26 protein-coding genes are annotated in these 25,758 nt (G+C 61.2%); 13 read left to right on the forward strand and 13 right to left on the reverse strand.

Features of this window, described 5'->3' with window-relative positions; all coding sequences use genetic code 11:
* Position 1 precedes the first annotated feature (1 nt).
* From N6G83_RS12005 to N6G83_RS12040, 8 genes are all read right to left on the reverse strand, one after another.
* Positions 2–727 (reverse strand): substrate-binding domain-containing protein, encoded by a 726-nt coding sequence (locus N6G83_RS12005; protein WP_025301983.1) that lies wholly within the window; start codon positions 725–727, stop codon positions 2–4.
* Positions 720–1,499 carry an ABC transporter ATP-binding protein gene (locus N6G83_RS12010; RefSeq protein WP_089180660.1) on the reverse strand — a complete coding sequence of 260 codons (780 nt, stop codon included), beginning with the start codon at positions 1,497–1,499 and terminating at the stop codon, positions 720–722. The genes N6G83_RS12005 and N6G83_RS12010 overlap by 8 nt, the downstream gene beginning before the upstream one ends.
* A complete protein-coding gene (locus N6G83_RS12015; RefSeq protein WP_025301981.1) occupies positions 1,492–2,493 on the reverse strand; it encodes a FecCD family ABC transporter permease in 1,002 nt (333 codons plus the stop codon). Before N6G83_RS12015 ends, N6G83_RS12010 begins: the two co-directional genes overlap by 8 nt.
* The gene (locus tag N6G83_RS12020) at positions 2,490–3,539 is read right to left on the reverse strand and encodes an ABC transporter substrate-binding protein (protein WP_025301980.1); all 1,050 of its coding nucleotides are present in this window, start codon (positions 3,537–3,539) and stop codon (positions 2,490–2,492) included. The genes N6G83_RS12015 and N6G83_RS12020 overlap by 4 nt, the downstream gene beginning before the upstream one ends.
* Before the next feature lie 186 nt (positions 3,540–3,725).
* Entirely contained in the window at positions 3,726–4,118 is a 393-nt protein-coding gene (locus N6G83_RS12025; protein ID WP_025301979.1) for a hypothetical protein, read from the reverse strand.
* Between the two features lie 971 nt (positions 4,119–5,089).
* Entirely contained in the window at positions 5,090–6,013 is a 924-nt protein-coding gene (locus N6G83_RS12030) for a PEP phosphonomutase (protein ID WP_043136840.1), read from the reverse strand.
* 75 nt (positions 6,014–6,088) lie between these two features.
* Complete coding sequence (gene bglX / locus N6G83_RS12035; protein WP_025301977.1) at positions 6,089–8,386, reverse strand: beta-glucosidase BglX; 2,298 nt, start codon at positions 8,384–8,386, stop codon at positions 6,089–6,091.
* 112 nt (positions 8,387–8,498) lie between these two features.
* Positions 8,499–9,419 (reverse strand): LysR substrate-binding domain-containing protein, encoded by a 921-nt coding sequence (locus N6G83_RS12040; protein ID WP_260515395.1) that lies wholly within the window; start codon positions 9,417–9,419, stop codon positions 8,499–8,501.
* 118 nt (positions 9,420–9,537) lie between these two features.
* On the opposite strand from N6G83_RS12040, the gene N6G83_RS12045 reads away from it, so the two are divergent.
* Positions 9,538–10,692 carry a pyridoxal phosphate-dependent aminotransferase gene (locus N6G83_RS12045; protein WP_049295213.1) on the forward strand — a complete coding sequence of 385 codons (1,155 nt, stop codon included), beginning with the start codon at positions 9,538–9,540 and terminating at the stop codon, positions 10,690–10,692.
* Between the two features lie 34 nt (positions 10,693–10,726).
* A complete protein-coding gene (locus tag N6G83_RS12050; RefSeq protein ID WP_015377062.1) occupies positions 10,727–11,506 on the forward strand; it encodes an ABC transporter substrate-binding protein in 780 nt (259 codons plus the stop codon).
* A gap of 34 nt (positions 11,507–11,540) precedes the next feature.
* Here N6G83_RS12050 and ddlA read toward each other — a convergent pair whose 3' ends face one another.
* Positions 11,541–12,644: a D-alanine--D-alanine ligase gene (gene ddlA / locus N6G83_RS12055; protein WP_015377061.1), complete on the reverse strand. Its 1,104-nt coding sequence runs from the start codon at positions 12,642–12,644 to the stop codon at positions 11,541–11,543.
* Between the two features lie 169 nt (positions 12,645–12,813).
* Between ddlA and N6G83_RS12060 the strand changes: the two genes are divergently transcribed.
* The 5 genes from N6G83_RS12060 (at position 12,814) to N6G83_RS12080 (ending at position 17,823) form a co-directional block, all read left to right on the forward strand.
* Positions 12,814–13,017: a ParD-like family protein gene (locus N6G83_RS12060; protein ID WP_006324220.1), complete on the forward strand. Its 204-nt coding sequence runs from the start codon at positions 12,814–12,816 to the stop codon at positions 13,015–13,017.
* Positions 13,014–13,808, forward strand: a complete 795-nt coding sequence (gene map, locus N6G83_RS12065; protein ID WP_197819319.1) for a type I methionyl aminopeptidase — start codon at positions 13,014–13,016, stop codon at positions 13,806–13,808. Before N6G83_RS12060 ends, map begins: the two co-directional genes overlap by 4 nt.
* 125 nt (positions 13,809–13,933) lie before the next feature.
* Positions 13,934–15,640: a D-lactate dehydrogenase gene (dld, locus tag N6G83_RS12070; protein WP_025301973.1), complete on the forward strand. Its 1,707-nt coding sequence runs from the start codon at positions 13,934–13,936 to the stop codon at positions 15,638–15,640.
* A gap of 228 nt (positions 15,641–15,868) precedes the next feature.
* On the forward strand, positions 15,869–16,294 hold the full coding sequence (locus N6G83_RS12075; RefSeq protein ID WP_023447580.1) for a PAS domain-containing protein: 426 nt from the start codon (positions 15,869–15,871) through the stop codon (positions 16,292–16,294).
* Positions 16,295–16,299: 5 nt separating this feature from the next.
* On the forward strand, positions 16,300–17,823 hold the full coding sequence (locus tag N6G83_RS12080) for a flavodoxin domain-containing protein (RefSeq protein ID WP_149570878.1): 1,524 nt from the start codon (positions 16,300–16,302) through the stop codon (positions 17,821–17,823).
* 13 nt (positions 17,824–17,836) lie between these two features.
* On the opposite strand, the gene N6G83_RS12085 is transcribed toward N6G83_RS12080, so the two are convergent.
* Genes N6G83_RS12085 through N6G83_RS12095 form a run of 3 tightly spaced genes read right to left on the reverse strand, consistent with a single transcriptional unit; the run spans position 17,837 to position 20,530 of the window.
* Positions 17,837–18,844 (reverse strand): iron ABC transporter permease, encoded by a 1,008-nt coding sequence (locus N6G83_RS12085; RefSeq protein WP_197819320.1) that lies wholly within the window; start codon positions 18,842–18,844, stop codon positions 17,837–17,839.
* Positions 18,841–19,797, reverse strand: coding sequence for an ABC transporter substrate-binding protein (locus tag N6G83_RS12090; protein ID WP_025301970.1), 957 nt, complete (start codon positions 19,795–19,797; stop codon positions 18,841–18,843). The genes N6G83_RS12085 and N6G83_RS12090 overlap by 4 nt, the downstream gene beginning before the upstream one ends.
* Before the next feature lie 16 nt (positions 19,798–19,813).
* On the reverse strand, positions 19,814–20,530 hold the full coding sequence (locus N6G83_RS12095; protein WP_127146460.1) for an ABC transporter ATP-binding protein: 717 nt from the start codon (positions 20,528–20,530) through the stop codon (positions 19,814–19,816).
* Positions 20,531–20,594: 64 nt separating this feature from the next.
* On the opposite strand from N6G83_RS12095, the gene N6G83_RS12100 reads away from it, so the two are divergent.
* On the forward strand, positions 20,595–20,885 hold the full coding sequence (locus tag N6G83_RS12100; RefSeq protein ID WP_127146440.1) for a hypothetical protein: 291 nt from the start codon (positions 20,595–20,597) through the stop codon (positions 20,883–20,885).
* 243 nt (positions 20,886–21,128) lie between these two features.
* Entirely contained in the window at positions 21,129–21,980 is an 852-nt protein-coding gene (locus N6G83_RS12105; protein ID WP_025301968.1) for a DMT family transporter, read from the forward strand.
* A gap of 54 nt (positions 21,981–22,034) precedes the next feature.
* On the opposite strand, the gene N6G83_RS12110 is transcribed toward N6G83_RS12105, so the two are convergent.
* The gene (locus N6G83_RS12110; RefSeq protein ID WP_019453944.1) at positions 22,035–22,625 is read right to left on the reverse strand and encodes a Yip1 family protein; all 591 of its coding nucleotides are present in this window, start codon (positions 22,623–22,625) and stop codon (positions 22,035–22,037) included.
* A 205-nt stretch (positions 22,626–22,830) separates the two neighbouring features.
* On the opposite strand from N6G83_RS12110, the gene N6G83_RS12115 reads away from it, so the two are divergent.
* The 4 genes from N6G83_RS12115 (at position 22,831) to N6G83_RS12130 (ending at position 25,738) form a co-directional block, all read left to right on the forward strand.
* Positions 22,831–23,298 (forward strand): acyltransferase, encoded by a 468-nt coding sequence (locus N6G83_RS12115; RefSeq protein ID WP_099816722.1) that lies wholly within the window; start codon positions 22,831–22,833, stop codon positions 23,296–23,298.
* Positions 23,298–23,840 carry a GNAT family N-acetyltransferase gene (locus N6G83_RS12120; protein ID WP_043136785.1) on the forward strand — a complete coding sequence of 181 codons (543 nt, stop codon included), beginning with the start codon at positions 23,298–23,300 and terminating at the stop codon, positions 23,838–23,840. The genes N6G83_RS12115 and N6G83_RS12120 overlap by 1 nt, the downstream gene beginning before the upstream one ends.
* 104 nt (positions 23,841–23,944) lie before the next feature.
* Positions 23,945–24,796 carry a DUF1460 domain-containing protein gene (locus tag N6G83_RS12125; RefSeq protein WP_049208950.1) on the forward strand — a complete coding sequence of 284 codons (852 nt, stop codon included), beginning with the start codon at positions 23,945–23,947 and terminating at the stop codon, positions 24,794–24,796.
* A gap of 129 nt (positions 24,797–24,925) precedes the next feature.
* Complete coding sequence (locus N6G83_RS12130; protein ID WP_025301963.1) at positions 24,926–25,738, forward strand: MetQ/NlpA family lipoprotein; 813 nt, start codon at positions 24,926–24,928, stop codon at positions 25,736–25,738.
* Positions 25,739–25,758 lie beyond the last annotated feature (20 nt).

Below are 25,758 nucleotides of genomic sequence, written 5' to 3' on the forward strand. Positions count from 1 at the left end.
GTCATTCCGTACGCCGCATAAATCCGTGTCGGCTCAGTATGCCCTGCCCTTGTTCGCTCAAGATAAATGCGGCCAACCGCTGCGCACCGTCATCCAACAGGCATAAACCATAATCCGCCTCGATATCCAACGGTGGCGCCAGCGGCCGCACCGCCAACGCCGGGTAGGCCGCCAACGCCGGAGCATAGCTGGCGTAGCCGAGAAAAATATCTGCCTGCCCGCCGGCTATCAGATATTCCGCCGCCAGTCGGCCTGCCGGCACCGGGGCAGAATCTATCCCGCCGACTAACGGTAACGCCCGCCGGCGTAGCGCTTCCCCCTGCCCCGGCCAGTATTGCTCGCAGCGTTCAAAAAGCTGCAGCGCATAATCGCCGGAAGGATCCGCTCCCGGTGTCGAAGTGGCCAGCCGCCAGCGCGGATCGCACAATACCTCAGGAAGCGGACGCTCGGTTAATGCCGGCACGTTGCGAACCGTCACGCAGAGCCGATTGCGCGCAAAAACTTGCACCGCCCCCGCCATCCCGAGATCCGCCAACCTTTGCGGGTGCGCCACGTTGGCCGAGGCGAACAGCTGTGGCCGCTCGCCGTTCTCTATCCGTTGGCGCAACAACCCCGCCGGGCCGAATTCCGCCGAAACCTTTTGCCCGGTGTCGCGCTGAAATGCCGACAGCAGCGGCGTAAACGCCAGCCGCAGGCTGCCGGCGGCAAACAGCAGGATATCACTCATCATGTCGCTCCAATTGGCTGCGATACAGCGGCACCAGCGTCGCGTAGCGGCGGCCCGCCACCGTCAGCGGCACCCGTTCGATCGCCAGGCCGAACAAGGGTGACAGGGAATGTGCCGTTAACACCTCGCGGCAGGCACCGAGCTGGCTGCGCCCTTCCTTGCCCAGCAGCAAAGCCCGATCCGCCACCGCATGTGCATGGTTGGGCTGATGCGTGGAGAACACCACCGCCAACTGCTGTTCCCGCGCCAGGCGCGCCATCAGGCTCAATACCCGATCCTGGTAATGCAGATCCAGCGCCGAAGTCGGTTCATCCAGAATCAACACCTCGCAGCGCATCGCCAATGCGCGGGCGATCATCACCAACTGGCGTTGGCCGCCGGATAGGCTGCCAAACTCACGCTCTGCCAGGTGCTGTAAATCCAACGACTGCAACGCTTCTCTGGCCAGCCGATGATCCTTGGCTGACGGTGAACGGAACAGGCCAACATGGCGTGCTCGCCCCATCAACACGATATCCAGCACCCGATAGGCAAACGGCGGCGAAAAGTGCTGCGGGACAAAGCCTATCTCGCCGCGGCGCTCAATCTCGCCGGATTGCGGCGTCAGGCTGCCTAACAGCAGCTGCAGCAGCGTGCTTTTACCGCGCCCATTCGGGCCCAATACCGCCAGCACTTCACCGCGCCGCAGCTGAATATCCAGGTGTTGGAACAGCGGGGGCCCGCCAGGCCAGGCAAAACTCACGCCCTTGGCGGCCAATAACGTGTCAGTCATGCCAGCCTCTCACTTGCGCGCGGCGCAGCAGCAGTGCGAACAATGGCGCGCCAATCAGCGCAGTCAAAATGCCCAGCGGGATTTCGCTGCTGCTCAACGTGCGCGCCAAATCGTCGATCAACAGCATGTACAGGGCGCCCAGGCAAAGCGAAGCCGGCAACAGGCGCCGGTGATCCGGCCCCACCAGTCGTCTTGCGACGTGCGGGATCACCAAGCCGACCCACCCGATGCTGCCGCTGACCGCCACCTGAGCGGCCACGATGGCGGCACACAGCGTCAGTATCAGCCAGCGGGTACGCTCAACGTTGATGCCGAGCGCACCGGCATCTTCATCGCCTAACGACAGCAGATTGATGCGCCAGCGCAGCGCCAGCAGCAGACCGCCGGCCAACAGTAAAGGTAAAAACAGCATCAGCAGCTTTTGCCGATCGGCGGTGGCAAAGCTGCCGAGCAGCCAAAACACGATGCTCGGCAGCTTCTCTTCGGTATCCGCCAGATATTGCATCAGGCTAACGCAGGCGGAGAAAAAACCGCTGAGGATCACCCCCGCCAGTACCAACGAGAGAATATTGCGCCGTGCAATGACGCTGGTGAGGGTGAAAATCAACAGCAGTGCCGCCATGCCGAAAACAAAAGCCGACAGCAGCAGCGCCGCCAACGGCAGGCTGAGCAGGATAGCCAGCGTACCGCCAAAGGCCGCGCCGGAAGACACGCCGATAATATGCGGATCGACCAGCGGATTGCGAAAGACGCCTTGCAAAGCCGCGCCACACAGGGCCAGCGCCGCGCCGGCGCCCATCGCCAACAGCACCCGCGGCAAGCGCACCCCCAGGATCACCTGGCGTTGGACAGCATCGATGCCGGCATAATGCTGCCCGGTGAATGGCTCCAGCAAAATCATCAGGCTGTGCGTAATCGGCACCTGAAAGCGGCCAACGCCGAGCGAAAACAGCGCGCAGCACAGCGTCAGCAGCGCCAGCCAACCCAGCTTCATTGCCCGCTCTGGCAACAGGTGGCGCGGTAATAGCGTTGATAGTAAGTATCGACCCGCTGCTGCAGATGGATATCGGCAAAACGCTGCGGGTAAAGTTTTTTCGCCATCCACAACTCACCCAACGCCATCGCCTCCGGCATCGGATATCCCCAGGCCTTGGCGTACTCCGGCATCAGGTAGACCCGCTTATTCTTCACCGCGTCAATCGGCTGCCACTGCGGTGACGTCAGGATCTGTTTCACCACGTCCGGGTAGCGTTCTTGCACGAAAATCACCGCCGGATCCCACTTCAGGACATCCTCGATAGAAACCTGTTTAAACCCCTGGATCTCTTTCGCCGCCACGTTGAGCGCACCCGCGTGCCGCATCATCAACCCGGTATATTTGCCGGCACCGTAGGTGGTGAGATCGGGGTTGGCCATATACACCCGCACCCGCCGATCGTCCGGCAGCGTGCCCAGCCGTTCGGCGACCAGGGCACGCTGCTGAGTGACGTCCTTAATCAGCGCTTCGGCCTGAGGCTGACGCTCCATCACCTCGCCAATCAGCCGAATACCGTCCTGCAGCCCCAGCGTATAGGCCCGATCTTCATCGCTCAGTTGAGGGTTCATTTTGCCCGCCTGATCGGCCGCCTCGCGGCGCAGCGAGATAGCCACCACCGGAATGCCCACCCGTTCGATCTGTGCAATCATTTCCGGCGGCGCATAGTTGGCCACAAACACCACCTGTGGATGCAGGCCGAGCAGGCTTTCAATATTCACCGAAGTCAGATCGCCCGGCATCGGCAGGGTTGCCAGCGTCGGTGCCAGCCGCAGGTAGTTTGGCCCCAGCTGCTTTTTCCAACTGCTAAGCACGCCGACCACCTGCGGCATCGCATCAAGCTGCACCAATAGGTTCAGCGTCTGGTGTTGCAGCACCACGGCACGGGTAATGTGATCGGGCAGCGTGACCTGACGGTTGAGCTGATCGGTGACCTGGCGATCCGCCAGGGCGGCGGTAGAGAACAACGCGAGCGCCAGCATCAGGCGCGGGAGAAAGTTAAACATGGCAGTGACCGGTTGATTATCGTTATATATCTAATAATATAGCGATGAGCATGGCGAAACAATCAGCGAGATCAAACCCTATGCCATGTATGCAGGAAGAAAAACGAGGAGATAACGATGGGAAAGAAGCGGATCCGCCGGAACGCCGGCAGATCCTGAAAACCAGAACGAGCGCGTGAAAAGCGCTTATTGGCCGATAGACGTCAGGCCCTGGCGGATCCCTTCGTCAGCCTGCTGGCACCACGCCTGCAGACCCTGTGGCGCTTCCTTCTCCAACGCGACCACTTTGCCGTCGTCGTTCAGCACATTGCCTTCACGGCCCATCGCTTCACGCTTGTCGCCATCGCGGGTATCAACGCCGCCCGGAATAGCCGCCACGTAGGCCACCATTTTCTTGGCGTTGTCGATGCTCTCCGCTTTCAGGAAACCTTTATCGACGCAGTAGGACATCAGCCCGGCGGTATTACGCGTGATGTCATAGACGTTCTTCAACGCGGCAGGATCCATCCCTTCGGCATTGGCGGTGTTAAACAGGCCCAGAGTCGCGGCAATCATGCCGGTCAGAATGCTCTTTTTCATTGTTATCTCGTTTTAATAATGAAGTAGTTAATTTTTAATTATTCACAAAAAAATGTGAATGCCGGTACGATATAACGGCGCCCTAGATTAACACAACACTAACGCGTTAATAACTGTGGTTAAGTTAGCGCCTAATAAAATAAAAACGCATGGTGGGGTTATTGCCTCCTCTCGGCGTCAGTTTTTTACGTTCGACATTGACCGCGCTCAATTCAAATTTAAAATAGTCTCATCATGGAATTATTCGTAACGAAATCGTTGGCCCGCGGTCAATCACGTTCCGCACTTTGCCAACCCGCCCCGGCGTGGCATAGCCTGTTAAGACGCGCCATACCATAGTGGAAGGGGATTCGCTTGAACCCTTCCGTCCGGCCGCCGCAATGCGACGATAAAACCCTTCTCGATATCACGATGAATTTATATCTTTATCCGGCGGTGCTTATTGCGCACCGCTTGGGCATCTTTGAGTTTATTGCTCAGCCCCCCGCAGCCTGGCCAATATATGCACTCAGGCCAATCTGGAAAGACGCCCAGCGGAAACGTTGGCCATGGCGCTATTGGCATTGAAATTGATCGCCAGAGACGGCGATACATTCTCTCTCTAGCCGGAAGCGGAAACCTTTTTGTTAAAAAACAACCCGCATTACTTCGGTTATTTTTGGGATTTGATGATTGAAAACAGCGAGATTTTCTCGCTGAAAAACCTGGAAAACGCCATCAGAAAAAATACCTCGCCGATCTACGACGAGCAGGAGCTGTTCGAAGCGCATACGCTCGACGCCGACAGAATGCGGCGTTTTACCCACGCCATACCCAGCCTGAGCGTGGGATCGGCCAGCGTTTGGCCGCGCTGCCCCCCCTCGCTCGGCGCTGGATATCGCCGACCAACTGCTCGACGTCGGCGTCGGGCCTGCTCAATTACTGCCGTCGCTCGGCTACTACAGCATCGTGACGGCGCAAAAAACCCAGGCTTAGCGGTTCACCGAACGCGCCATGCGGCTGTAGGTGTGGCGCACGCCGCGAATCGCCACGCTGTAGGCGAAGATGTTTTCCGGCAGCGCCAGCCCCAGATAGCCGGTATCGCCGATATGGTGCAGGTCCGCGCCGGCCATTTTGCTCATCAGCGCAATCTGCCGCACGGTCTGCACGTCGGCCCCCTCTTGCGAGGTGCCGATCGCCGTCATCGCCAGCGCTCCCTGCCGCTGGGCATAGGCGATCAGCGCCGCCACTTTTTCCTGCGACATGCCGGGAATGGTGCCCGGCGCCGGCAATAGCACGATATCCGCACCGTTCTCCACGAACAGCGCGATGTCCTGCTCGCCGATCAGCTGGCTGCCGCTTTCGCGCACAATGCCGGCGCCGTGCATTTTGCCGGTCACCAGCACCATCTCGTCGCCCACTTCATCACGAATCGCTTTCAGCGCGGCGGCGATCGCCTGATTGCTGACGCCGTTGTTCGGGTTGCCGGTCAGCACCAGCATGCGCGCACCGAGCTGATACAGCTTGCGGGCATTCTCGGCGGTGGCGGCGCGGCCCGCCGTCATCTGCCAGAAGTCGTTATGTTCGGTGGCGAAAGCCGGATCGACGGCCTCCAGGTTCACCCCGATCACCCGCCCGGTCAGGCGCTGCAGCGTGCGCAGCGCCTCCTGCGGCGACACGTCGGCGGGCAGGCCCGCGATATGCGGACGATCGACGTCGAACAGGTTCAACAGCAGCAGGTCGGCGCCCTGGCTGGCCGCCAGTTCGGCGTTGGTGACGTTATTGAGCAGCGGCTGAGTGACCGCGATGGTTTCGCTGACCAAGATGCGCCCTTCGCTGGCGCGGATGGCATAGAGCAGATCGGCTTTGCCGATATCGGCCAGATCGCTGGCGCTGCAGTCCAGATAGCGTTTCATGAGGCAAGCTCCGGTGACGTTAGCGGAAAGGGATGGATGCCCCCTCTCCCACCGCAGTGAAAGAGGGGGAAAAGGTTACTTCAGCGTAAAGCTTTGCGCCTGCACGTTGTCGGAATCCAGGCCGACGAACACGTTGAATTTGCCCGGCTCCGCCCCCCATTTCAGGCTGGCGTTGTAGAACTTCAGATCGTCTTCGCTAATCGGCAGCTCAACCTGCTGCGACTGACCGGCCTTCAGCGTCACTTTCTTGAAGTTGCGCAGCTCTTTCACCGGGCGGCTGACCGAGGCGGTCACGTCCTGCAGATACAGCTGCACCACCGTGGCGCCGTCGTACTTGCCGGTATTCTTCAGCGTGACGCTGGCGGTTAACTTGCCGTTGCGCGCCATCGTCGGGCTGGACAATTTCAGGTCCGACAGGCTGAAGGTGGTGTAGCTCAGGCCGTAGCCGAACGGATACAGCGGGCCGTTCGGCGAATCGAAGTAGCGCGAGGTGTACTTGCCCGGATTCTCCTTGCCGAACGGCCGACCGGTGTTCAGGTGGTTGTAGTACATTGGGATCTGGCCGACCGAGCGCGGGAAGGTCATCGGCAGCTTGCCCGACGGGTTGTAATCGCCGAACAGCACGTCCGCCACCGCGTTGCCGCCCTCGGTGCCGCTGTACCAGGTTTCCAGCATCGCGTCCGCCTGCTCGCTCTCCCAGCTCAGCGCCAGCGGCCGGCCGTTCATCAGCACCAGCACCAGCGGCTTGCCGGTGGCTTTCAGCGCGGCAATCAGATCGCGTTGGCTCTGCGGGATCGTGATGTCGGCGCGGCTGGAGGCCTCGTGCGCCATGCCCTGCGATTCCCCCACCACCGCCACCACCACGTCGGCCTTGTTCGCCGCCTGTACCGCTTCGTCGATCATTTGCTGCGGCGAACGGGTATCGAACGCCACCGCCGGCTCATACTCGTTCAAATAGTCGATGATGCCTTTATCCTGCGTGACGTTGGCGCCCTTGGCGTACAGAATGCGCGCCTTGTCGCCCACCGCCCGCTCCAGCCCCTCACGCAGGGTGACCGACTGTTTGACCACCCCGGCGGCCGACCAACTGCCCATCACGTCACGCTGGCTGTCGGCCATCGGCCCGACCAGCGCGATGGTCGCCTGCTTGCTCAGCGGCAGCGTCTGCTTATCGTTCTTCAGCAGCACCATCGTCTTGCGCGCCACCACCCGCGCTTCGGCGCGGTGCAGGCGGCTTTCGGCGTTGGTGTCCTGCGGATCGGAACCCGCCGGGCCCAGATGCACGTAAGGATTGGTGAACAGCCCCATGTCGTATTTGGTGTTCAGCACGTCGCGGCAGGCGCGGTCGATATCGCTTTCAGGCACCAGCCCGTCTTTCACCAGGCCCGGCAGGTATTTGTCGTAAAACTCGTCGCTCATGCTCATGTCGACGCCGGAGGTGATCGCCAGCCGCACCGCGTCGCGCGCATCGGCGGCCACGCCGTGTTTAATCAGCTCTTTGATCGCGCCGTGGTCGCTGATGGTGATGCCTTTAAAGCCCCACTGCTCGCGCAGCAGATCTTTCAGCAGCCACGGGTTGGCGGTGGCCGGCACGCCGTTGATCGCGTTGAGCGACACCATCACCCCGCCGCTGCCGGCGTCCACCGCCGCTTTGTAAGGCGGCAGATAGTCCTGATGCATGCGCAGCGGGCTCATGTCGACGGTGTTGTAATCGCGGCCGCCTTCGACGGCGCCGTACAATGCAAAGTGCTTGACGCTGGCCATCACCGAACCGGGTTTGGCCGGATCGCCGTTCTGGAAACCGTCGACCATCACCTTGGCGATTTTCGAGACCAGCCAGGTGTCTTCGCCGAAGCCTTCGGAGACCCGGCCCCAGCGCGGATCGCGGGTGATATCGACCATCGGCGCGAAGGTCATGTTCAGGCCGTCGTCGCTGGCCTCTTGTGCCGCGACCCTGGCGCTGAGCGCGATGGCTTCCAGATCGAAGCTGGCCGCCAGCCCCAGGCTGATCGGGAACACGGTGCGCTGGCCGTGCACCACGTCATAGGCAAAGAACAACGGGATTTTCAGGCGGCTGAGCTGCATCGCCTGATCTTGCATCACCCGGATATCCGGCCGGGTGACGGTATTGAAGATGGCGCCGATCTGCCCTTTGCGAATTCCCTCGCGGATCGCTTCTTTCGGGTTATCCGGCCCGACGCTGATCAGCCGCAGCTGGCCGATCTTCTCTTCCAGCGTCATCTGCTTCATCAAATTGGACACGAAGGCGTCGCGCTGCTGGGCGTGAATGCCCTGCGTTATCGGCGTTTCCTGCGCAAAAGCCGGACTGAGGGCCAGACCGGACAACATACTCACCACACAAAGCCATTTCATCTTGTTTTATCTCAGGCGTGTTTCCGCCGCTAAAGCCGCGGGGTTTAATCGGAGTGAAGAAACAGTTTGCCACACTCTGTTTCATCGCCAAGGGAATTCGCATCGCTAATGTTTACAAAGCATTACAGGTCATCGGCAGGTAATTCTGTAGCCGGGCGCGGCTGTCGGCGGCCTCCGCCGCCAGAAAATCGACCAGCGCGGTTAACGTCGGCGGCGCCACCGTGCGTTCAGGATAGACCAAATAATAGGCCGCGCCGCTGCTGACGCAGAGCGGGAACGGCGTCACGATACGCTGCGCCTGAATATCCTCCTCCAGCAGGCACAGATCGCCGATGGCGATGCCAAACCCCTGCAGCGCGGCGCTCATCGCCAGATCGAGGGTATCAAAATGCTGGGCCTTGCCGGACGGCAACGCATCGGCGCCCGCTGCCTTCAGCCAGCGCAGCCAGTCGCGCCGATCGCGCGTCGGGTGCAGCAGGGTTTTGTCCGTCAAGTCCGTCAGCCGAGGCGTCGGCGGCAGAAATGTCGGCGTGCAGACCGGCGTGAGGATTTCATCGAACAGCAGATGCGCGGTCAGCTTTTTACCCGGCGGCCGGCCGAATACCACCGCGGCGTCAAACTGCTCGGTACTGAAATCCAGGCCGTGCGACACCGAAGCGGTCAGCTCGATATGCATGTCCGGCCGTTCATTTTGCAGGCGAATAATGCGCGGCAGCACCCAACGCATGGCGCAGGTCGGGCATTTGATGCGCAGCGCCCCTGGCGGGGCGGCGGCCCGCGTCAGGGCTTCATCCAATTGCCCCAGCGCTTGCTGCACCGGCGCCAGCAGCTGCGCGCCCTGCAGCGTCAGCGCCAAACCGCGCGCCTGACGGCTGAACAGCGGATAGCCCAGACGCTGTTCCAGCCCGAGAATTTGCCGGCTGACCGCCCCCTGCGTCAGGTGCAGCTGCCGGGCGGCATGGGTAAAGTTGAGGCGTTGCGCCACCACCACAAAGGTTTTCAATACGTCGAGCGACGGCAGGGATATCGGCATAGCGTGCCTCGATTAGGTATGATCGTAGTGCATGGCAAGTATGACAAACTTTCCCTTGTCCGCCTACGCCGGCTGATGCTTAATCGCTCAACACTTCCCTGTTTGCCTGGAGCCCATCATGCAGAGCGCCTGCTCACCCCGCTCGAAGCTGCCGGACGTCGGCACCACCATCTTCACCGTCATTGGCCAACTCAGCGCCGAACATCAGGCCCTCAACCTGTCGCAGGGCGCGCCCAATTTCGCCGGAGACCCGCAGCTGATCGAGGCAACGGCACAAGCCATGCGTGCAGGTCATAACCAATACGCGCCGATGAGCGGCGTGGCGGCATTACGTGCTGCTCTGGCGGAAAAAGCTGAACGATTGTATGGCGCGCGCTATGACGCCGACGAAGAAATCACGGTGATCGCCAGCGCCAGCGAAGGGCTGTACTCGGCGATCAGCGCGCTGGTGCATCCCGGCGACGAGGTGATCTATTTCGAACCGGCGTTCGACAGCTATGCGCCGATCGTGCGCCTGCAGGGCGCCACGCCGGTGGCGATCAAACTGTCGCTGCAGGATTTTCGCGTCGACTGGGACGAAGTGGCCGCCGCCATCAACGGCAAAACGCGCATGATCATCGTCAACACGCCGCACAACCCGACCGGCGCCGTGTTCGACGCGCAGGATATCGACCGCCTGACCGCCCTGACCCGCGACACCGACATCGTGATCCTGTCCGACGAGGTCTACGAGCACGTGGTGTTCGACGGCGATATTCACCACAGCATGGCGCGCTATCCGCAGTTGGCCGAACGCAGCGTGATCGTGTCGTCGTTCGGTAAAACCTACCACGTCACCGGCTGGCGCGTTGGCTATTGCCTGGCGCCGGCGGCGTTGATGGACGAGATCCGCAAGGTGCACCAGTTCATGGTGTTCTCCGCCGATACGCCGATGCAGCACGCCTTCGCCGCCGCGCTCGCCAACCCGCAGAGTTACCTGGGGCTGGCGGCGTTTTACCAACAAAAGCGCGATCTGCTGGCCAGCGCCCTGCAGGATTCGCGCTTTGAGCTGCTGCCCAGCCGCGGCAGCTTCTTCATGCTGGCCCGCTTTAGCGGCTTCAGCCACGAAAGCGACAATGATTTCGCCGTGCGCTTGATCCGCGAAGCGAAGGTGGCGACGATCCCGCTGTCGGCGTTCTACAGCGACGGCACCGATACCGGCCTTATTCGGCTGAGTTTTTCCAAAGATAACGAGACCCTGCTGGAAGGCGCGCGCCGTCTGAGCCAGGTGTAATTTTTTGTCCGACCATGGGAAAGGGGCACTGCCTATGAAAGCTTTAAAAACGCTGTTCGCCGCCGGATGCCTGCTGGCCGCCGGCTCTTCTCTGGCGGCGGAAAACAGCCTGCGCTTCGGTCTGGAAGCGCTGTATCCGCCGTTCGAATCCAAATCCGCCAGCGGCAAACTGGAAGGGTTCGACATTGAACTGGGCGACGCGGTGTGCGCCGCCGCGCAGTTGCAATGCAGCTGGGTGGAAACCTCGTTCGACAGCCTGATCCCGGCGCTGCAGGCGCGCAAGTTCGACGCCATCAACTCGGCGATGAACGTGACCGAACAGCGGCGCCAGGCGATCGCCTTTACCGACGCCATCTATCAGGTGCCGAACCGCCTGATCGCCAAGGCCGACAGCGGCCTGCTACCGGACGCCAAAGCGCTGGCAGGCAAACACGTGGGCGTGCTGCAAGGCTCGATTCAGGAGATTTACGCCAAAACCCATTGGGCGCCGGCGGGCGTGGACGTGGTGTCTTATCAGGATCAGAATCAGGTTTACCTTGACCTGGCGGCCGGTCGGCTCGACGCCACGCTGGTGATGGCACCGTCGGGGCAAAGCGGCTTCCTGTCGCAGCCGGACGGCAAGGGCTTCGCCTTCGTCGGCGAGGCGGTGCGCGACGACAAGATCCTCGGTGAAGGCATTGCCTTCGGCCTGCGTAAAGGGGATGAGGCGCTGAAGAAGAAACTGGATGCCGCCATCGCCAAAGTGAAACAGCAAGGCACAGTGGCGGCGCTGTCGAAGAAGTATTTCGGCGATATCGACGTGACGGTGAAGTGATGGACGGGGGCGGCACCGCCGCCCCCTGCCGCGTTTAGCGATCGAACACCGAACTGTTCAGCGCGCGATCCTGCTGGTGGCGCTCCAGCGCCAATTCGATCAGGCGCGTGATCAGCGCCTGGTAGCTGACGCCGCTGGCGGCCCACAGCTTGGGATACATGCTGATGTTGGTGAAGCCCGGCAGCGTGTTGATCTCGTTGATCACCACCTGGTTATCCGGCGTCAGGAACACATCCACCCGCGCCAGCCCGAAGCACTCCAGCGCGCGGAACGCCTTCAGCGCCACCTCACGGATGTGGTCGCTCACTTCCGGCGCGATCGCCGCCGGCACCACCACCTGAGCACCCTGCTCATTGATGTATTTGGTGTCGTAGGAGTAGAAAGCGTCGCTCAGCACGATCTCGCCGCACACGCTGGCCTGCGGATCGTCGTTCCCCAGCACCGCGCACTCGATCTCGCGGCCGACGATCGCCGACTCCACCAGCACTTTGTGATCGAAGCTGAAGGCCAGTGCCACCGCCGCGTCAAACTCGGCGCGGTTTTCCACCTTGCTGACCCCGACCGACGAGCCCTGGTTGGCCGGCTTGACGAACAGCGGCAGGCCTAGGCGCTCGCTCAGTTGCTCAAACGTGAACCCGGCGCGGTTGGCGCGGGTCAGGGTGACGAAAGGCGCCACCGCCAGCCCGGCGTCGCGCAGCAGGCGCTTGGTCACGTCTTTATCCATGCTGACCGCCGAGCCGAGCACGCCGGCGCCGACGAACGGCATATTGGCCATGCGCAGCAGCCCCTGCAGCGAGCCGTCTTCCCCCAGCGTGCCGTGTACGATCGGGAAAATGACGTCGAGCTGGCCCAGCGCACCGGCGCTACCCGCTTCGATCAGCTGCTGTTTTTCCTGGCCCGGGATCAGCGCCACGTTCTTGTTCGAGCGGTTCAGCGCGATCAGCGCCGGGTTCTCGGCGTTGAGCAGGTAGTTGGAGGCGTCGTTGATGTGCCACTGCCCCTGTTTGTCGATCCCCAGCAGCGTGACGTCAAACTTCTCTTTGTCGATTGCATCCACAATGTTTTTGGCCGACTGCAGCGACACCTCATGCTCCGCCGATTTACCGCCAAAAATCACCCCAACACGTAGTTTAGTCACGCCTTAAATCCTTCTGAAAAAATCATGGCAAAAAAGTCGTTCATCACAATAAACGCATTGCCTGGCGGCGGCAATCGTTGTTGCCAGAATCTTCTTACGCCACGGAATGCCACATCGCGACCATCCTAAACGTATACACTTCATATATTGTTTACTTATGGAGACGCCGATGGGCATCGTAAAAATTTCGGACGCGCTGCATGACGATCTGCGCCTCGCCAGCCTGACCATGACGCGTTCGATCAACGCGCAGGCCGAGTACTGGATCAAGATTGGCATGTTGGCGGAGTTCCATCCGGAACTGACTTACCCGCAACTGGTAAAAAAAATGATGAAAGATAACGCGCTGACGCTGAAGGAGATTGTCGGGTGAAAGAGATTGTGATTAAAACGCCGGAAGAGATTGCCAAAATGCGCCATTCCGGCGCCCTGCTGGCCAAAGTCTTTGCTATGCTCGATGAGGTCATCGTCGAAGGCATCTCCACCATGGAGATCAACGACCGCGCCGAGGCGTTTATCGTCGAAGAACTGAAATCGCGCCCGGCCAGCAAGGGGCAGTATGATTTCCCCTATGTGCTCAACACCTCAATCGACGATGTGGTGTGCCACGGGGTGCCGTCGGCCAGCAAAATCCTGCGTTCCGGTATGATTGTCAACGTAGATATCACGCTGGAAAACGGCGGCTACATCGCCGACTCCAGCAAGATGTACTGCATCGGCCAGGTGACGCCGCTGGCCAAACGGCTGGTGAACAACGTCTATGAATCGATGTGGCAGGGCATTCGCGCGGTGAAACCGGGCGCCACCCTGGGTGATATCGGCCACGCCATCCAGCGGCATGCCGAGCAGGCCGGCTACAGCATCGTGCGGGAGTATTGCGGCCACGGCATCGGCCGCGACATGCACGAAGAGCCGGCGGTATTGCACTACGGTCAACCCGGCAGCGGTCTGGTGCTGCAAGAGGGCATGATGTTCACCATCGAGCCGATGATCAACCAGGGCGACCGCCGCATCAAGCAGAAGAAGGACGGCTGGACGGTGGTGACGCGCGACAAAAAACTGTCGGCGCAGTGGGAACACACCGTAGCGGTCACCGCCGACGGCGTGGAGATCCTGACGCTGCGCGACGAAGAGCGCCGCGCCGGCTACGCCGAACGCTACTAAATACGCAAGCCATTAGCTTAACAAGCTGATAGCTTAATAAGTTATTCACTTGATAACCTCTTAGCTTATGTGCGGCACTCCGGCGCCGCGGTTAAAGCGACGGAGATGACAGGGAGACAGGCAGCATGCAGTCAGGCAATCAGACGTTTATCAATCAGCTCAAAGACATCGTCGGCGGCCCGCAACTGTTGACCGGCGATCGCAACACCGAGCGGTATCGCAAGGGGTTCCGCTCCGGCGAAGGCCAGGCGCTGGCGGTGGTGTTTCCCACTAGCCTGCTGCAGCTGTGGCGCATTTTGCAGGCCTGCGTGGCTGCCGACAAAATCGTCATTATGCAGGCCGCCAATACCGGCCTGACCGAAGGGTCAACCCCCAGCGGCAACGACTATGACCGCGACATCGTCATCGTCAGCACTCTGCGCCTCGATCATATTCAGGTGCTGGACAACGGCAAGCAGGTGGTCGGCTTCCCCGGCAGCACCCTGCACCACCTCGAGAAATTGCTCAAACCCTACGGCCGCGAACCGCATTCGGTGATCGGCTCCTCCTGCATCGGCGCCTCGGTGATCGGCGGCGTATGCAACAACTCCGGCGGCTCGCTGGTGAAACGCGGCCCGGCCTATACCGAAATGGCGCTGTACGCCCAGTTAGGGGAAGACGGCCAGCTGCGCCTGGTGAACCATCTGGGCATCCGGCTTGGCGACACGCCGGAAGAGATCCTCACCCGGTTAGAAAAAGGCGACTATCGCCCGACAGACGTCGAGTACGGCGAGTTGCGCGCCTCGGATAACGAATACGCCAGCCGGGTGCGCGACGTCGATGCCGACACCCCTTCCCGCTTCAACGCCGACAAACGCCGCCTGTACGAAGCTTCCGGCTGCGCCGGCAAGCTGGCGGTGTTCGCGGTGCGGCTCGACACCTTCGAGAAAGAAGGCAAAGAGCAGGTGTTCTATATCGGCACCAACCACACCGCGGTGCTGACCGAACTGCGCCGCCACATGCTGAGCAAATTCGAAAACCTGCCGGTGGCCGGTGAATACATGCACCGCGATATCTTCGACATCGCCGAGGTGTACGGCAAAGACACCTTCATGATGATCGACAAGCTCGGCACCGATCAGATGCCGCGCTTCTTCACCCTGAAAGGCCGCATGGATGCCAGCCTCAACAAGCTGCCGCTGCTGCCGCACAACCTGACCGATCGGCTGATGCAGGGCCTGAGCCATCTGGCACCGAGCCACCTGCCGAAGCGCATGAAGGAATACCGCGAACGTTTCGAACACCACCTGCTGCTGAAGATGGCCGGCCCCGGCGTAGACGAAGCACAGCGCTATCTGACCGACTATTTCGCCCAGGCCGAAGGCGCCTTCTTCGCCTGCACGCCTGACGAAGGCAAAAAGGCCTTCCTGCACCGCTTCGCCGCCGCCGGTGCCGCCGTGCGCTACCACGCGGTGCACGCCGACAAGGTGGAGGATATTCTGGCGCTGGATATCGCCCTGCGCCGCAACGACACCGACTGGTTTGAAACGCTGCCGCCGGAAATCGACAGCCAGCTGGTGCATAAGCTGTATTACGGCCACTTTATGTGCCACGTCTTCCATCAGGACTACGTGGTGAAAAAAGGCGTGGACAGCCATGCGCTGAAAGAAAAGATGCTCGAGATCCTCAACCGGCGCGGCGCCGAGTACCCGGCGGAGCATAACGTTGGCCACCTGTACCACGCCAAACCGGATCTGCAAACGTTCTACCGCACCGCCGATCCAACCAACAGCTTCAACCCTGGCATCGGCAAAACCAGCAAACGCAAAGGCTGGGCCGAAGACCCCCGCTAAACGCCTCACGATCGGCCCGCCGCCGCACCCGGCGCGGGCCTCCTCTGCCCTACCTGCCTCATCGCGATCTTTCTGCGCCTTTAAAGATGCATTTTTATTGCAACTTATAAAATTCCCGATTACCATTCACCCCATCATCGCAAATGAGAATTAATTACAAAGCTGTCATGACGGATACATGACATCCGCCGTGGCATTCACCGCGAAGTTAATGAGAAGGAACCTACCATGAGTCAAACCCTCGATTCCGCCCAGCTGCTGGCCGCGCTCGATAAAGTGATGGTGATCTCCACCACCGATCTGCAGGGCACCATCACCTACGTCAATGACCTGTTCTGTCAACTGACCGGTTTTTCCCGGGAAGAGCTGGTGGGCCAGCCCCACAGCATCGTGCGCCACCCTTCCGTGCCGAAAGCCGTTTACAAAGCGATGTGGGACACCATCAAGGCGGGCGGTATCTGGACCGGCATCATTCCGAACGTCGGCAAGGGCGGCGTGCTGTACGTGGTCGACACCACGGTGCAGCCGCTGTATGACGCCCAGGGCAATATCGAGGCCTATATCAGCATCCGCCGCGTGATCAACGATCTGATGACCGACTTCGAATCGGTGGAATTCGCCAAAGAACAGTTCGACAACCACTACGACAAGTAACCGCTATGGCCGACATCATCGAACGCATCCTGATTGGTTACGGTTCGGAGTCGGGCAACGCCCGGGCGCTGGCGATGCGCCTGGGCGAGCAAAGCAGCCTGCAACCCTACCGCCCCATGGTTAAAGAACTCAACGCCATCCAGCCCGCCGATGTGGGCGAGCGTGACATCCTGTTGATCGTCTCGAGCTCATTTGGCGACGGCGAACCGCCCGCCAACGCCGAGCGTTTTTCCGACGCGCTGGCGCAATGGCCGGATCCCCCCCGGTTGCGCTACGCCATCTTTGGTCTCGGCGACACCGCGTACCCGCATTTCTGCGGCTTCACGCAGGCGCTGGATGCGCGCCTGACGCAATACGGCGCCCGCGCCATCGTCAATCGCGTCGACGCCGACGTTAACTTCGAACCGTTCTTCACCACCTGGCTGACGACGCTGGGTAAGGTGCTGGCCGGCGATGCCCAGGCGGGTCGCGACTTGCATCTGCGCGTGACCGCCTACGGTGAAGACCATGCGTTCAGCGCCGCCCTCCTCGAACGACGGCCGCTCAGCGCTCGCACGCCGCAAGCCTGGCATCTGCGGCTGAATATCGCCGGCAGCGGCATCGTTTACCGGGCGGGAGATACCGTCTATCTGTTGCCGGAGAACGACGAAGGATTATTGTCCCGGCTGGCAGACTGGCTCGGCAGGCCGGAGGCCGTCGACGCGCTGCGGCGCCGGGAGCTGCGCCAGCTCAGCAAAACGACGCTGCGCGAACTGGCGCAGTTGGCCGACAGCGAAGAGCTCAAAGGCCTGCTGAAGATCCGTCAGCGCAAAGCCCTGGAGAGTTATCTGTACGGCGCCGATCTGCTGGACGTGCTGCACGATTTTTGCCCGCCGAACGCGATCACGCTGGAGAACCTGTTGGCGCTGCTGCCCGTTTGCCTACCGCGCGCCTACTCCATCGCTTCGGCAACGCGGGAAGAGAGCCTCGATCTGTGCGTTCGCGACGTGCGTTATGAACGCGGCGGCCGCACGCGGCGCGGCACGGCAACCGGCTGGCTGCTCAAGCATCCCGGTCCTTTCCGCCTTTTCTGCCGCGCCAACCCCGGCTTTTACCTGCCGCGCGACACCGCCTTGCCTGTGCTGCTTATCGGTACCGGTACCGGCATCGCACCGTTGATTGGCTTGCTGCGCGAAATGGCCGCCCAGGGCGAACGGCGTGAAACCGTCCTGATCTTCGGTGAGAAAAGGCGCGATGAAGACTTCCTGTATGGCGAGGAGTTGGTCACGCTGAACGCGACGGGCGTACTCACACGGCTCATCACGGCATTCTCGCGCGACGCCGCCGACAAGTATTACGTGCAACACGCCATCGACGATCGCGCCGATGTCGTCAGCGGCCTGCTGCAGCGGGGCGCGCATGTCTACCTGTGCGGCAATCGTCAGTATCTGGAACATGCCGTAGCGACGGCGCTGGAGCAAGCCTGCGGGGCGGAAAACCTGTGGCAGACGCTGATTGAGCAGCAGCGCCTGCACCTGGAACTCTATTGAGACAGGGCGGCGTTCACCGCTCCGCGCGCAGCAGCAAGGAGACGATGAACGCGCCCCCCAGCCCCGCCGTAATGATGCCGATGGGCAGCTCCTGATGGGGGATCAGGCTGCGGCTGAGCATGTCGCCGCCGGTCAGCAGCATCGCCCCCAGCAGGCCGCACATCGGCACGGACAAGCGATGGCGCACGCCCACCAGGCGCCGGGCCAGATAAGGCACCATCAGCCCGACAAACCCAATCACGCCCGTCAGCGAAACGAGAAACGCCGTAGACAATGCGCAGCACAGAAAGATCTCGGTGCGCAGGCGCGCCACATTGACCCCCATCGAATGGGCGGTTTGCTCGCCCGCCAGCAGCGCATCCAGCGCCCGCCAACGCAGCGCCGTAAACCCGGCCAGCAGCACAAAACTCGCCAGCGGAATGAACAGATTATCCCAACGCGCCAACCCCAGCCCGCCCAGCGACCAGAACAACACCGAACCGGCCGCCCGCTGATCGCCGGAAAACACCAGGTAGCTGGTGAGCGCGCTGAACAAAAACGAGACCGCCAGACCGCAGACGATCAGCTGCTCGGCGCGCCTGACCCGGCTGACGCGAAACAGGATCATCACCGCCATCGCCGACAAAATACCGCCGGCGAAAGCGGACAGCGGCAACGTCAGCGCGCCCAGCGCATCGCCAAAGCGCGTGATGACCAGCACCGCGCCGGCGGAGGCGCCGGAGGAGAGCCCAAACAAAAAAGGATCGGCCAGCTCATTGCGGGTGGTGGTCTGCAGCAGCGCGCCGGTCATCGCCAGCCCGGCGCCGGTTAACGCCGCTAACAAGGCCCTGGGCACCCGCAGTTGCACGACGATGGTGTCCAGCATGCCGGAAAGCGGCGCCGAACCGAGCCCTAACGCCGCAAACGCCTGTCGCCATGACAACGCGACGCTGCCCAACTGCAGGCTCCAGATCATTAGCCCGCACAACACTGACAGCGCCAGCGGTGCGAGCAGCATAAACCGCCGGGTCGGCAAATTCATTCAGCCTCCGGCGCGTACAGCGCCCGCGCCAGCTTTTCCACCGCGCCGATGTTGGCCGGCCCCGGCGTCAGCTCCGCATACTGCAGTTTCAGATAACGGTGGTGCCGTACGGCGGGGGTCAATTTCATCAACGGGTGAGACTCGAGGAAGCGCCGCAGCGCATCGGCGCCTGACCCGGTCTGGTAATCCAGCAGAATAATGAAGTCGGGCTCGGCCGCCGCCACCGCTTCCCAGGACGCCGTCGTCCAGCTCGCCGGCAAATCGTCCATCACGTTGCGGCCGCCCGCCGCTTCGACGATCGCCGTCGGCATAGCGTATCTGCCGCTGGTGAAAGGCTTCTCCTCCCCCGAGTCATAGACGAACACTTTAAGCGGCGGCTGGCCCGCCGGCCTGGCGGGAAGCGCAGCCAACCGGCGCTGCCAGCCCGCAACCAGCGCGGTGGCCTCTTGCTGCTTGCCGAAAATCTTGCCGAGCTTCAGCTCATCGTCATACAGCAGGTTCATATCGGCCTTTTGCGGCCGCCCGCCGGCCTGTACGCAGCTCTCGCTCAGCACCAGCGTTTTGATGCCGAACGGGGCGAGCGTCTCCGGTGTGACGTCACCGCCGATCTTCATGCCGTAATTCCAGCCGGCGAAGAAGAAATCCGGCTGCGCTGCCAGCAGCGTTTCCAGAGCAGGATATTTCGGCGCCAGTTCGGGAATGGCGCCCATCGCGGCCTTGAAGTCGGGCGTCAGTTTGTACCAGCCGGTGATGCCGGTCAGCCCGACAATGCGATCCTGCAAATGGAGCGCAAAGGCCATCTCGGCCATATTGATGTCGTTGATGACGGCGCGTTGCGGCGCCTGGTTGAAGGTGACCGGCGTACCGCAGCTTTCTACGGTGACGGGAAATTTTTCGGCCGCCGCCGCCCCGCCGGCCAGCAGCAGGAGCAGGGGGAATACGCGTGTGTTCATGTTTCTCTCTGGTTTATCAAGCGCAATGGGGAACGTCAAAAATACGCAGCGTTTTCCCGCTGACGGGGTGCGCCACCTTGAAACTGTTCATGCCGAACACCGGCAGAATCACCGGGGTCTGCAACACCGCCTCGGGCGTACCACAGGCTACCTGGCGGCTTTCGTTGAGCACCAGGATCCGATCGGCAAACGCCTCTGCCACGGGCAAATCGTGCAGCACTGCAATCACGGCAATGTCTTTATTTTTCACTAACGACAGCAGCGCCGAGCGCCCGGGCGGATCGAGGTGATTGGTCGGTTCATCCAGCAACAACAGATCGGGAGACTGCGCCAACGCCCGGGCCAGTGCAGCACGCTGACGCTGACCGCCCGAGAGCCGCCCCAACGGGCGGTGCCTGAGCGGCGCCAGCCCGGTTTCCCCGATGGCCTCGTCAACAATGCGCTTTCCCGTCGCAGAGCGTTCGCCATGCGGTAAACGGCCCAACGCCACGTAGTCCTCAACCGACAGCCGCAAATCCGGCAGATCGTTTTGTGCCAGAAAGGCGATGCTTCTGGCACGTTCCGCCGCCGACCACTCGGACAAGGCGCGCCCTCGCCAGTAAATGCCGCCGCTGTCCGGCCGCGTTTCGCCGATCAGGGCGCGCAACAGGCTGGACTTGCCGCTGCCGTTAGGGCCGATCACCGCCAGCTTTTCACTGGAACGGAGCGCGAAATGGATGTTGTCGAGTATCAATGCCCCGCCGTGGCCGGTCAGGCTAACGCCATCAACGCGGAGGGTGTCGTGAATTGAATTCATTATGCGTCAATTGTTATATTATAACATATCAATATTTTTACCACGATTCCGCGCCTTCTGCAAAAGCGAATCGCAACCTCTTTTGCCGCACGCGCTGCGTGCCGCGAGACTGGGAGCAAGCCGCGCCCCTGCGTCAACACTGCGCGGCAAAAGCAACATAGCACACCTTTTAATTAATGATAATGATTTTCATTATCATTTGAATCATTGTGATTTCCGATTGCACGCACCGCTGAACTTGGTTATGTTTGAAGCGATTAGTTTTATTTCCGGTTTGCAGGAACCCCTATGACTCCGTTGGCGCACAGCACAGATCCGACTCTTACGACCGCTCCGGCCGTCGTTTTGCTGTGTGCTTCCTCTGCCCCACCCGCCGTTTCCTCTGTCGTTTCAGCGGTTGCCGCTTACCCGCCACGCATTGTGGTTGTGCGCTAAGCCACACCGACTTTTACCTCCGGCTTATTGATCTGTTGCGTTCAGGCGTAGACCGCCGCGCGCGCCGGAGCCTGTAATTTTCACGACAGGTGAAATTGATATGCGATTACCTTCTCTCTGGGCCAATGCCGGCCTGGCTACGCTGTTCGTCCTGCTTTGGAGCAGCGGCGCGATCTTCTCCCGTTGGGGGTTGGAGCACGCCTCCGCCTTCGCTTTTCTGTTCTTCCGCTGCGCCATCGCGCTGGCGGTGCTGTTGGTCATCGGCCTGTGGCAGCGCCAGTGTCTCCCCGCCCCCGGCACCCGCTGGCGCGTCGTGCTGATCGGCGTGCTGATGATCGGCAGCTATCAAATCTGCTATCTGCTGGCGCTGGAACAAGGTATTACGCCCGGCGTGCTGGCGACGCTGCTCGGCGTACAGCCGATCCTCACCCAGTTCATCACCGAGCGGCGTTGCACCGGGCTGCGGGCACTCGGCCTGGCGCTGGCGATGGTCGGGCTGACGCTGGTGGTGTACCAAAGCCTGATGGTGGCCCACTTCTCGCTGAGCGGCATGCTGTTCGCCTTTATCGCGCTGGGCTGCATGACCGCCGGCACCCTGCTGCAAAAAGGCATGACGCAGCCGCCGCTGGCGGTCTTGCCGCTGCAGTATGCCGTCGGATTATTGATGTGTACGCTGGCACTGCCGTTTGAGCCGCTGCGGGTCGAATGGCGGCCGGCGTTCGTGCTGCCGCTGCTGTGGATGGCGGTGGTGATCTCGGTGCTGGCGACGTTCTTGCTGTATCGCCTTATCCAGCGCGGCAATCTGGTGCAGGTGACCAGCCTGTTCTACCTGATCCCGGCGGTGACCGCCCTGCTGGATTACCTGCTGCTCGGCCACGCGCTAGCAGCGCTGAGCCTGCTGGGCATGGCGGGCATCGTGCTCGGCGTGATGCTGGTTTTCCGCCGCGCATAAAAGCAAAAGCCCCCGCGCCGTTCCACCGGCGCGGGGGCAACAACAGCCGTTAACTCAGAACAACCAGGAACCGTACCCCCACAGCAGCACCGTCACCCCAAGCAGCAGCTCGAGCAACAGAATGCCGATGGCGAAGGTCGAGCTGGAGAAGATGAACCCTTCCTTACTGTCGATATTCAGGAAGTGCGGGATCCCCAGATTCAGCAGATAGCCCGAATAGCACAGGCCGATAATGCCGACAAACAGACACAGCCAGACGACCGGATAGAGCGCCACTACCCCGCTGAGGAACATCGGGGTCGCCACGTAGCCGGCGAACACCATGCAGCGGTGCAGGCTGGGGCGCGATTCATAACGCCGCGCCATCCAGTGAATGACTTTCCCCATGGCCGCTACGCCCGCCAGCATCAGCAGGTAGAACGCCACGGCGGTATAAAACGCGGTAAACATGTCGAGCCTGATGGCATGTCCCTCGCCGGAGAGCCAGCCCAACTGGGTGGTGCCGATAAAGGCGCAGACCACCGGGATGGCTGCCAAGAGCAACACGTGATGGGTGTATAGGTGCGAGACGCTTTCATTCTCGCTTTTGATCTGTTCGAACTCGGCGCTGGGATGCGCCAGAAGTCCCCAAACATGACTGACCATGAGACACCTCCTATCTCGCCGTAGGCCGCGATCGGCGAACGAATTTCACACCTCCGACGGACTGCTACCCGTGCGAGGATTGCGGCCACGGGGCTCTCTCCCCTGTACTAATTATAGTCTTTCGGCGAAAAAACGTGCGGAAAGCGCAACGCCGCAGCGCTTTGTCTTATACTCCCACCATAAAAACCAGGCTGCGAGGAAGGTCATGTCATCCGTAATCACCACCCGTCAGGCGGGGATCGTCGACGTCGACGCCGGGCGCAACGTTACCGTTGTCGAGCCCTGCAATCTTTACGGCTGCCGGCTCGGCGACGATGTCTTCGTCGGCCCGTTCGTCGAGATCCAGCGCCACGTCAGCATCGGCGCGCGCAGTAAAATTCAGTCGCACAGCTTTATCTGCGAATACGTCACCCTCGGCGAAGCGTGCTTTGTCGGCCACGGCGTTACCTTCGCCAACGATCTGTTCCGGGACGGCGCGCCCAACGCCGATCCGGCCAGTTGGGGGCGCACGCGCATCGGCGATCGGGTGTCCATCGGCTCCGGCGCCACGATCCTGGCGGTAGAGATCTGCAACGACGCGGTGATCGGCGCCGGGGCGGTGGTGACCCGCGATATCACCCGCAAGGGGATCTACGCCGGCAACCCGGCGCGTCTGCTGCGGGAGCTGCCGTAATGAACCCGGCCATCCGCATCGCGGCCATTGAGGCGTTGCCCGACGATTATCTGGCCCGCGGCGATTTCAGCTTCACCATCGCCTGTTACGCCCTGCCGCAGTTCGACAGCCCGGTGGACAGCTGGCCAACCCGCCCGGTGGCGCCATTTCGCAAACGGTATCCGCTGGCGCCGTTCGCCAACGAAGACAGCGTGACCTTCCTGGCGTATCGTCAGAACGACGCCGTTGGCCATATCACGCTGAGCAAAAACTGGAACGGTTACACCCTGATCGACGAGATCGCCGTCAGCGCTCATGCGCGCCGTCAGGGCATCGCCGGGGCACTGCTGGACTGCGCCAAACGGTGGGCGCGGCAGCAGGAAACCTCAGGTATGATGCTCGAAACGCAGAACAACAATCTGGCGGCCTGCCGCTGTTACCAGCATTACGGGTTTATCCTCGGCGGCATCGACCGTTTGCTGTACCGCGCCGAACCGGAGATCGCCGATCACGAAATCGCGCTGTTCTGGTATTTGCCGTTCAATAGCGAAATCGGTTACTGATTTATCGATTGCCATTGAGGTGATGTTTACTTTTTAACCCCTACCATCGGATGAGAACTGTTATCACTTACTCTGATAAGCCAGCGACACCCAGGGAGGGCCGTATGAACAAGAACAAGGCTGTTTTACTGATGTTAGCTATCGCTATGAGCGGATGCGCCGAACGCTCCACCGCCGTCTCCCCCGCGACGCCGCCGACCGACGTCACCGTTTCGCCGCCGGGCGTGCAGCCGGAGATGGACGCCAGCACCCGCAGCAAGCTGCGTGAGATCCTCGCGCTGCGCGCCGGTTGGCCCGCCGCGCAGCCGCATGGTCGCACCGTCGATTTGATTTCGCGCGAGTTTCTCGGCACGCCGTATCTCGCCAACCGTCTGATCGGTTCGCAGAACACGCCCGAGCAGCTGGTGATCGACTTCCGCGGACTGGATTGCTTCACCTACATCGATTATGTGGAAGCGCTCAGCACCGCCCGCAGCGAAGCCGAGTTCGTTCAGCGCCTGGTAGACATTCGCTACGTCGACGGCAACATCGCCTTCCCGCAGCGCAAACACTTCTTCACCGACTGGGCGCAGCGGCCGAAAAAAGTGGCCGAAGACATCACCGCCCAGCTCAGCCCGCACGCCGTCAGCCTCGTGAAAAACCTCAATCAAAAGGCGGACGGCAGCAGCTACCTGCCCGGCTTGCCCAACGTGCAGCGCAGCGTCACCTACATTCCCAGCGACAACGTCGACGACAAGGTGCTGGCCCAGCTGCGCACCGGCGACTACATCGGTATTTACACCAACCTCGCCGGGCTGGACGTGACCCACACCGGCATCTTCGTGATGACCGACCATGGCCCGGTGCTGCGCAACGCCTCCTCGCGCAAGGCCAACATGCAGGTCGTCGACTCACCCTTTATGGATTACGTGATGGCTACGCCGGGCATCGTGGTGCTGCGTTCGCTCAGCCGATAATCACCGCCGCATAACGGCTATAAGCTATAGCCGTTTATGCTGAACGAGCGTTTGACTTCGCCGGCGGTTCAGGCTTAGCTGTAAGGACAAAAACCAACTGATTTTATTGTTTTTTTCAGGGAGACTTCGATGACCTTACGCTGGCGTATCACCCCTCTGGCGGCGGCCTTCGCCGCCGTATTGGCGCTTCAGGGCTGCGATCAAAAAACCGACCAAAACCATATCAAAGTCGGCGTCATCAACGGCGCGGAACAGGACGTGGCGGAAGTCGCCAGGCAGGTGGCGAAAGAGAAATACGGGCTGGACGTCGAGCTGGTCGGCTTCAGCGGTTCGCTGCTGCCGAACGACGCCACCGACAAAGGCGAACTGGACGCCAACGTGTTTCAGCACCGCCCGTTCCTCGAACAGCAAAACAAAGATCACGGCTATAAGCTGGTGGCGGTCGGCAATACCTTCGTGTTCCCGATGGCCGGCTACTCCAAAAAGATAAAATCGCTGAAAGAACTGCCGGACGGCGCGGTGATCGCCATCCCGCTCGATCCGACCAACCTGGGGCGCGCCCTGCTGCTGCTGGAAAAAACCGGGCTGATTAGCCTGAAGCCTGGCAAAGGGTTGCTGCCCACCGCGCTGGATATCAGCGCCAACCCGCATCATTACCAGATCATGGAGCTGGAAGGTGCGCAGCTGCCGCACGTGTTAGACGATCCGAAAGTCACCGTCGCCGTCATCAGCACCACCTACATCAACCAGACCGGCCTGTCGCCGACCAAAAACGGCATCTTCATCGAGGATAAGGACTCGCCGTACACCAACATCATCGTCACCCGCGAAGACAACAAGGACGCGCCAAACGTACAGAACTTCATCAAGGCCTATGAGTCGGACGAAGTCGCCAAAGCCGCCGAGAAAATCTTCAACGGCGGCGCGGTGAAAGGCTGGTAAATTCGGCCACCATCAAGGCG

Source organism: Serratia sp. PL7, from assembly GCF_945957435.1.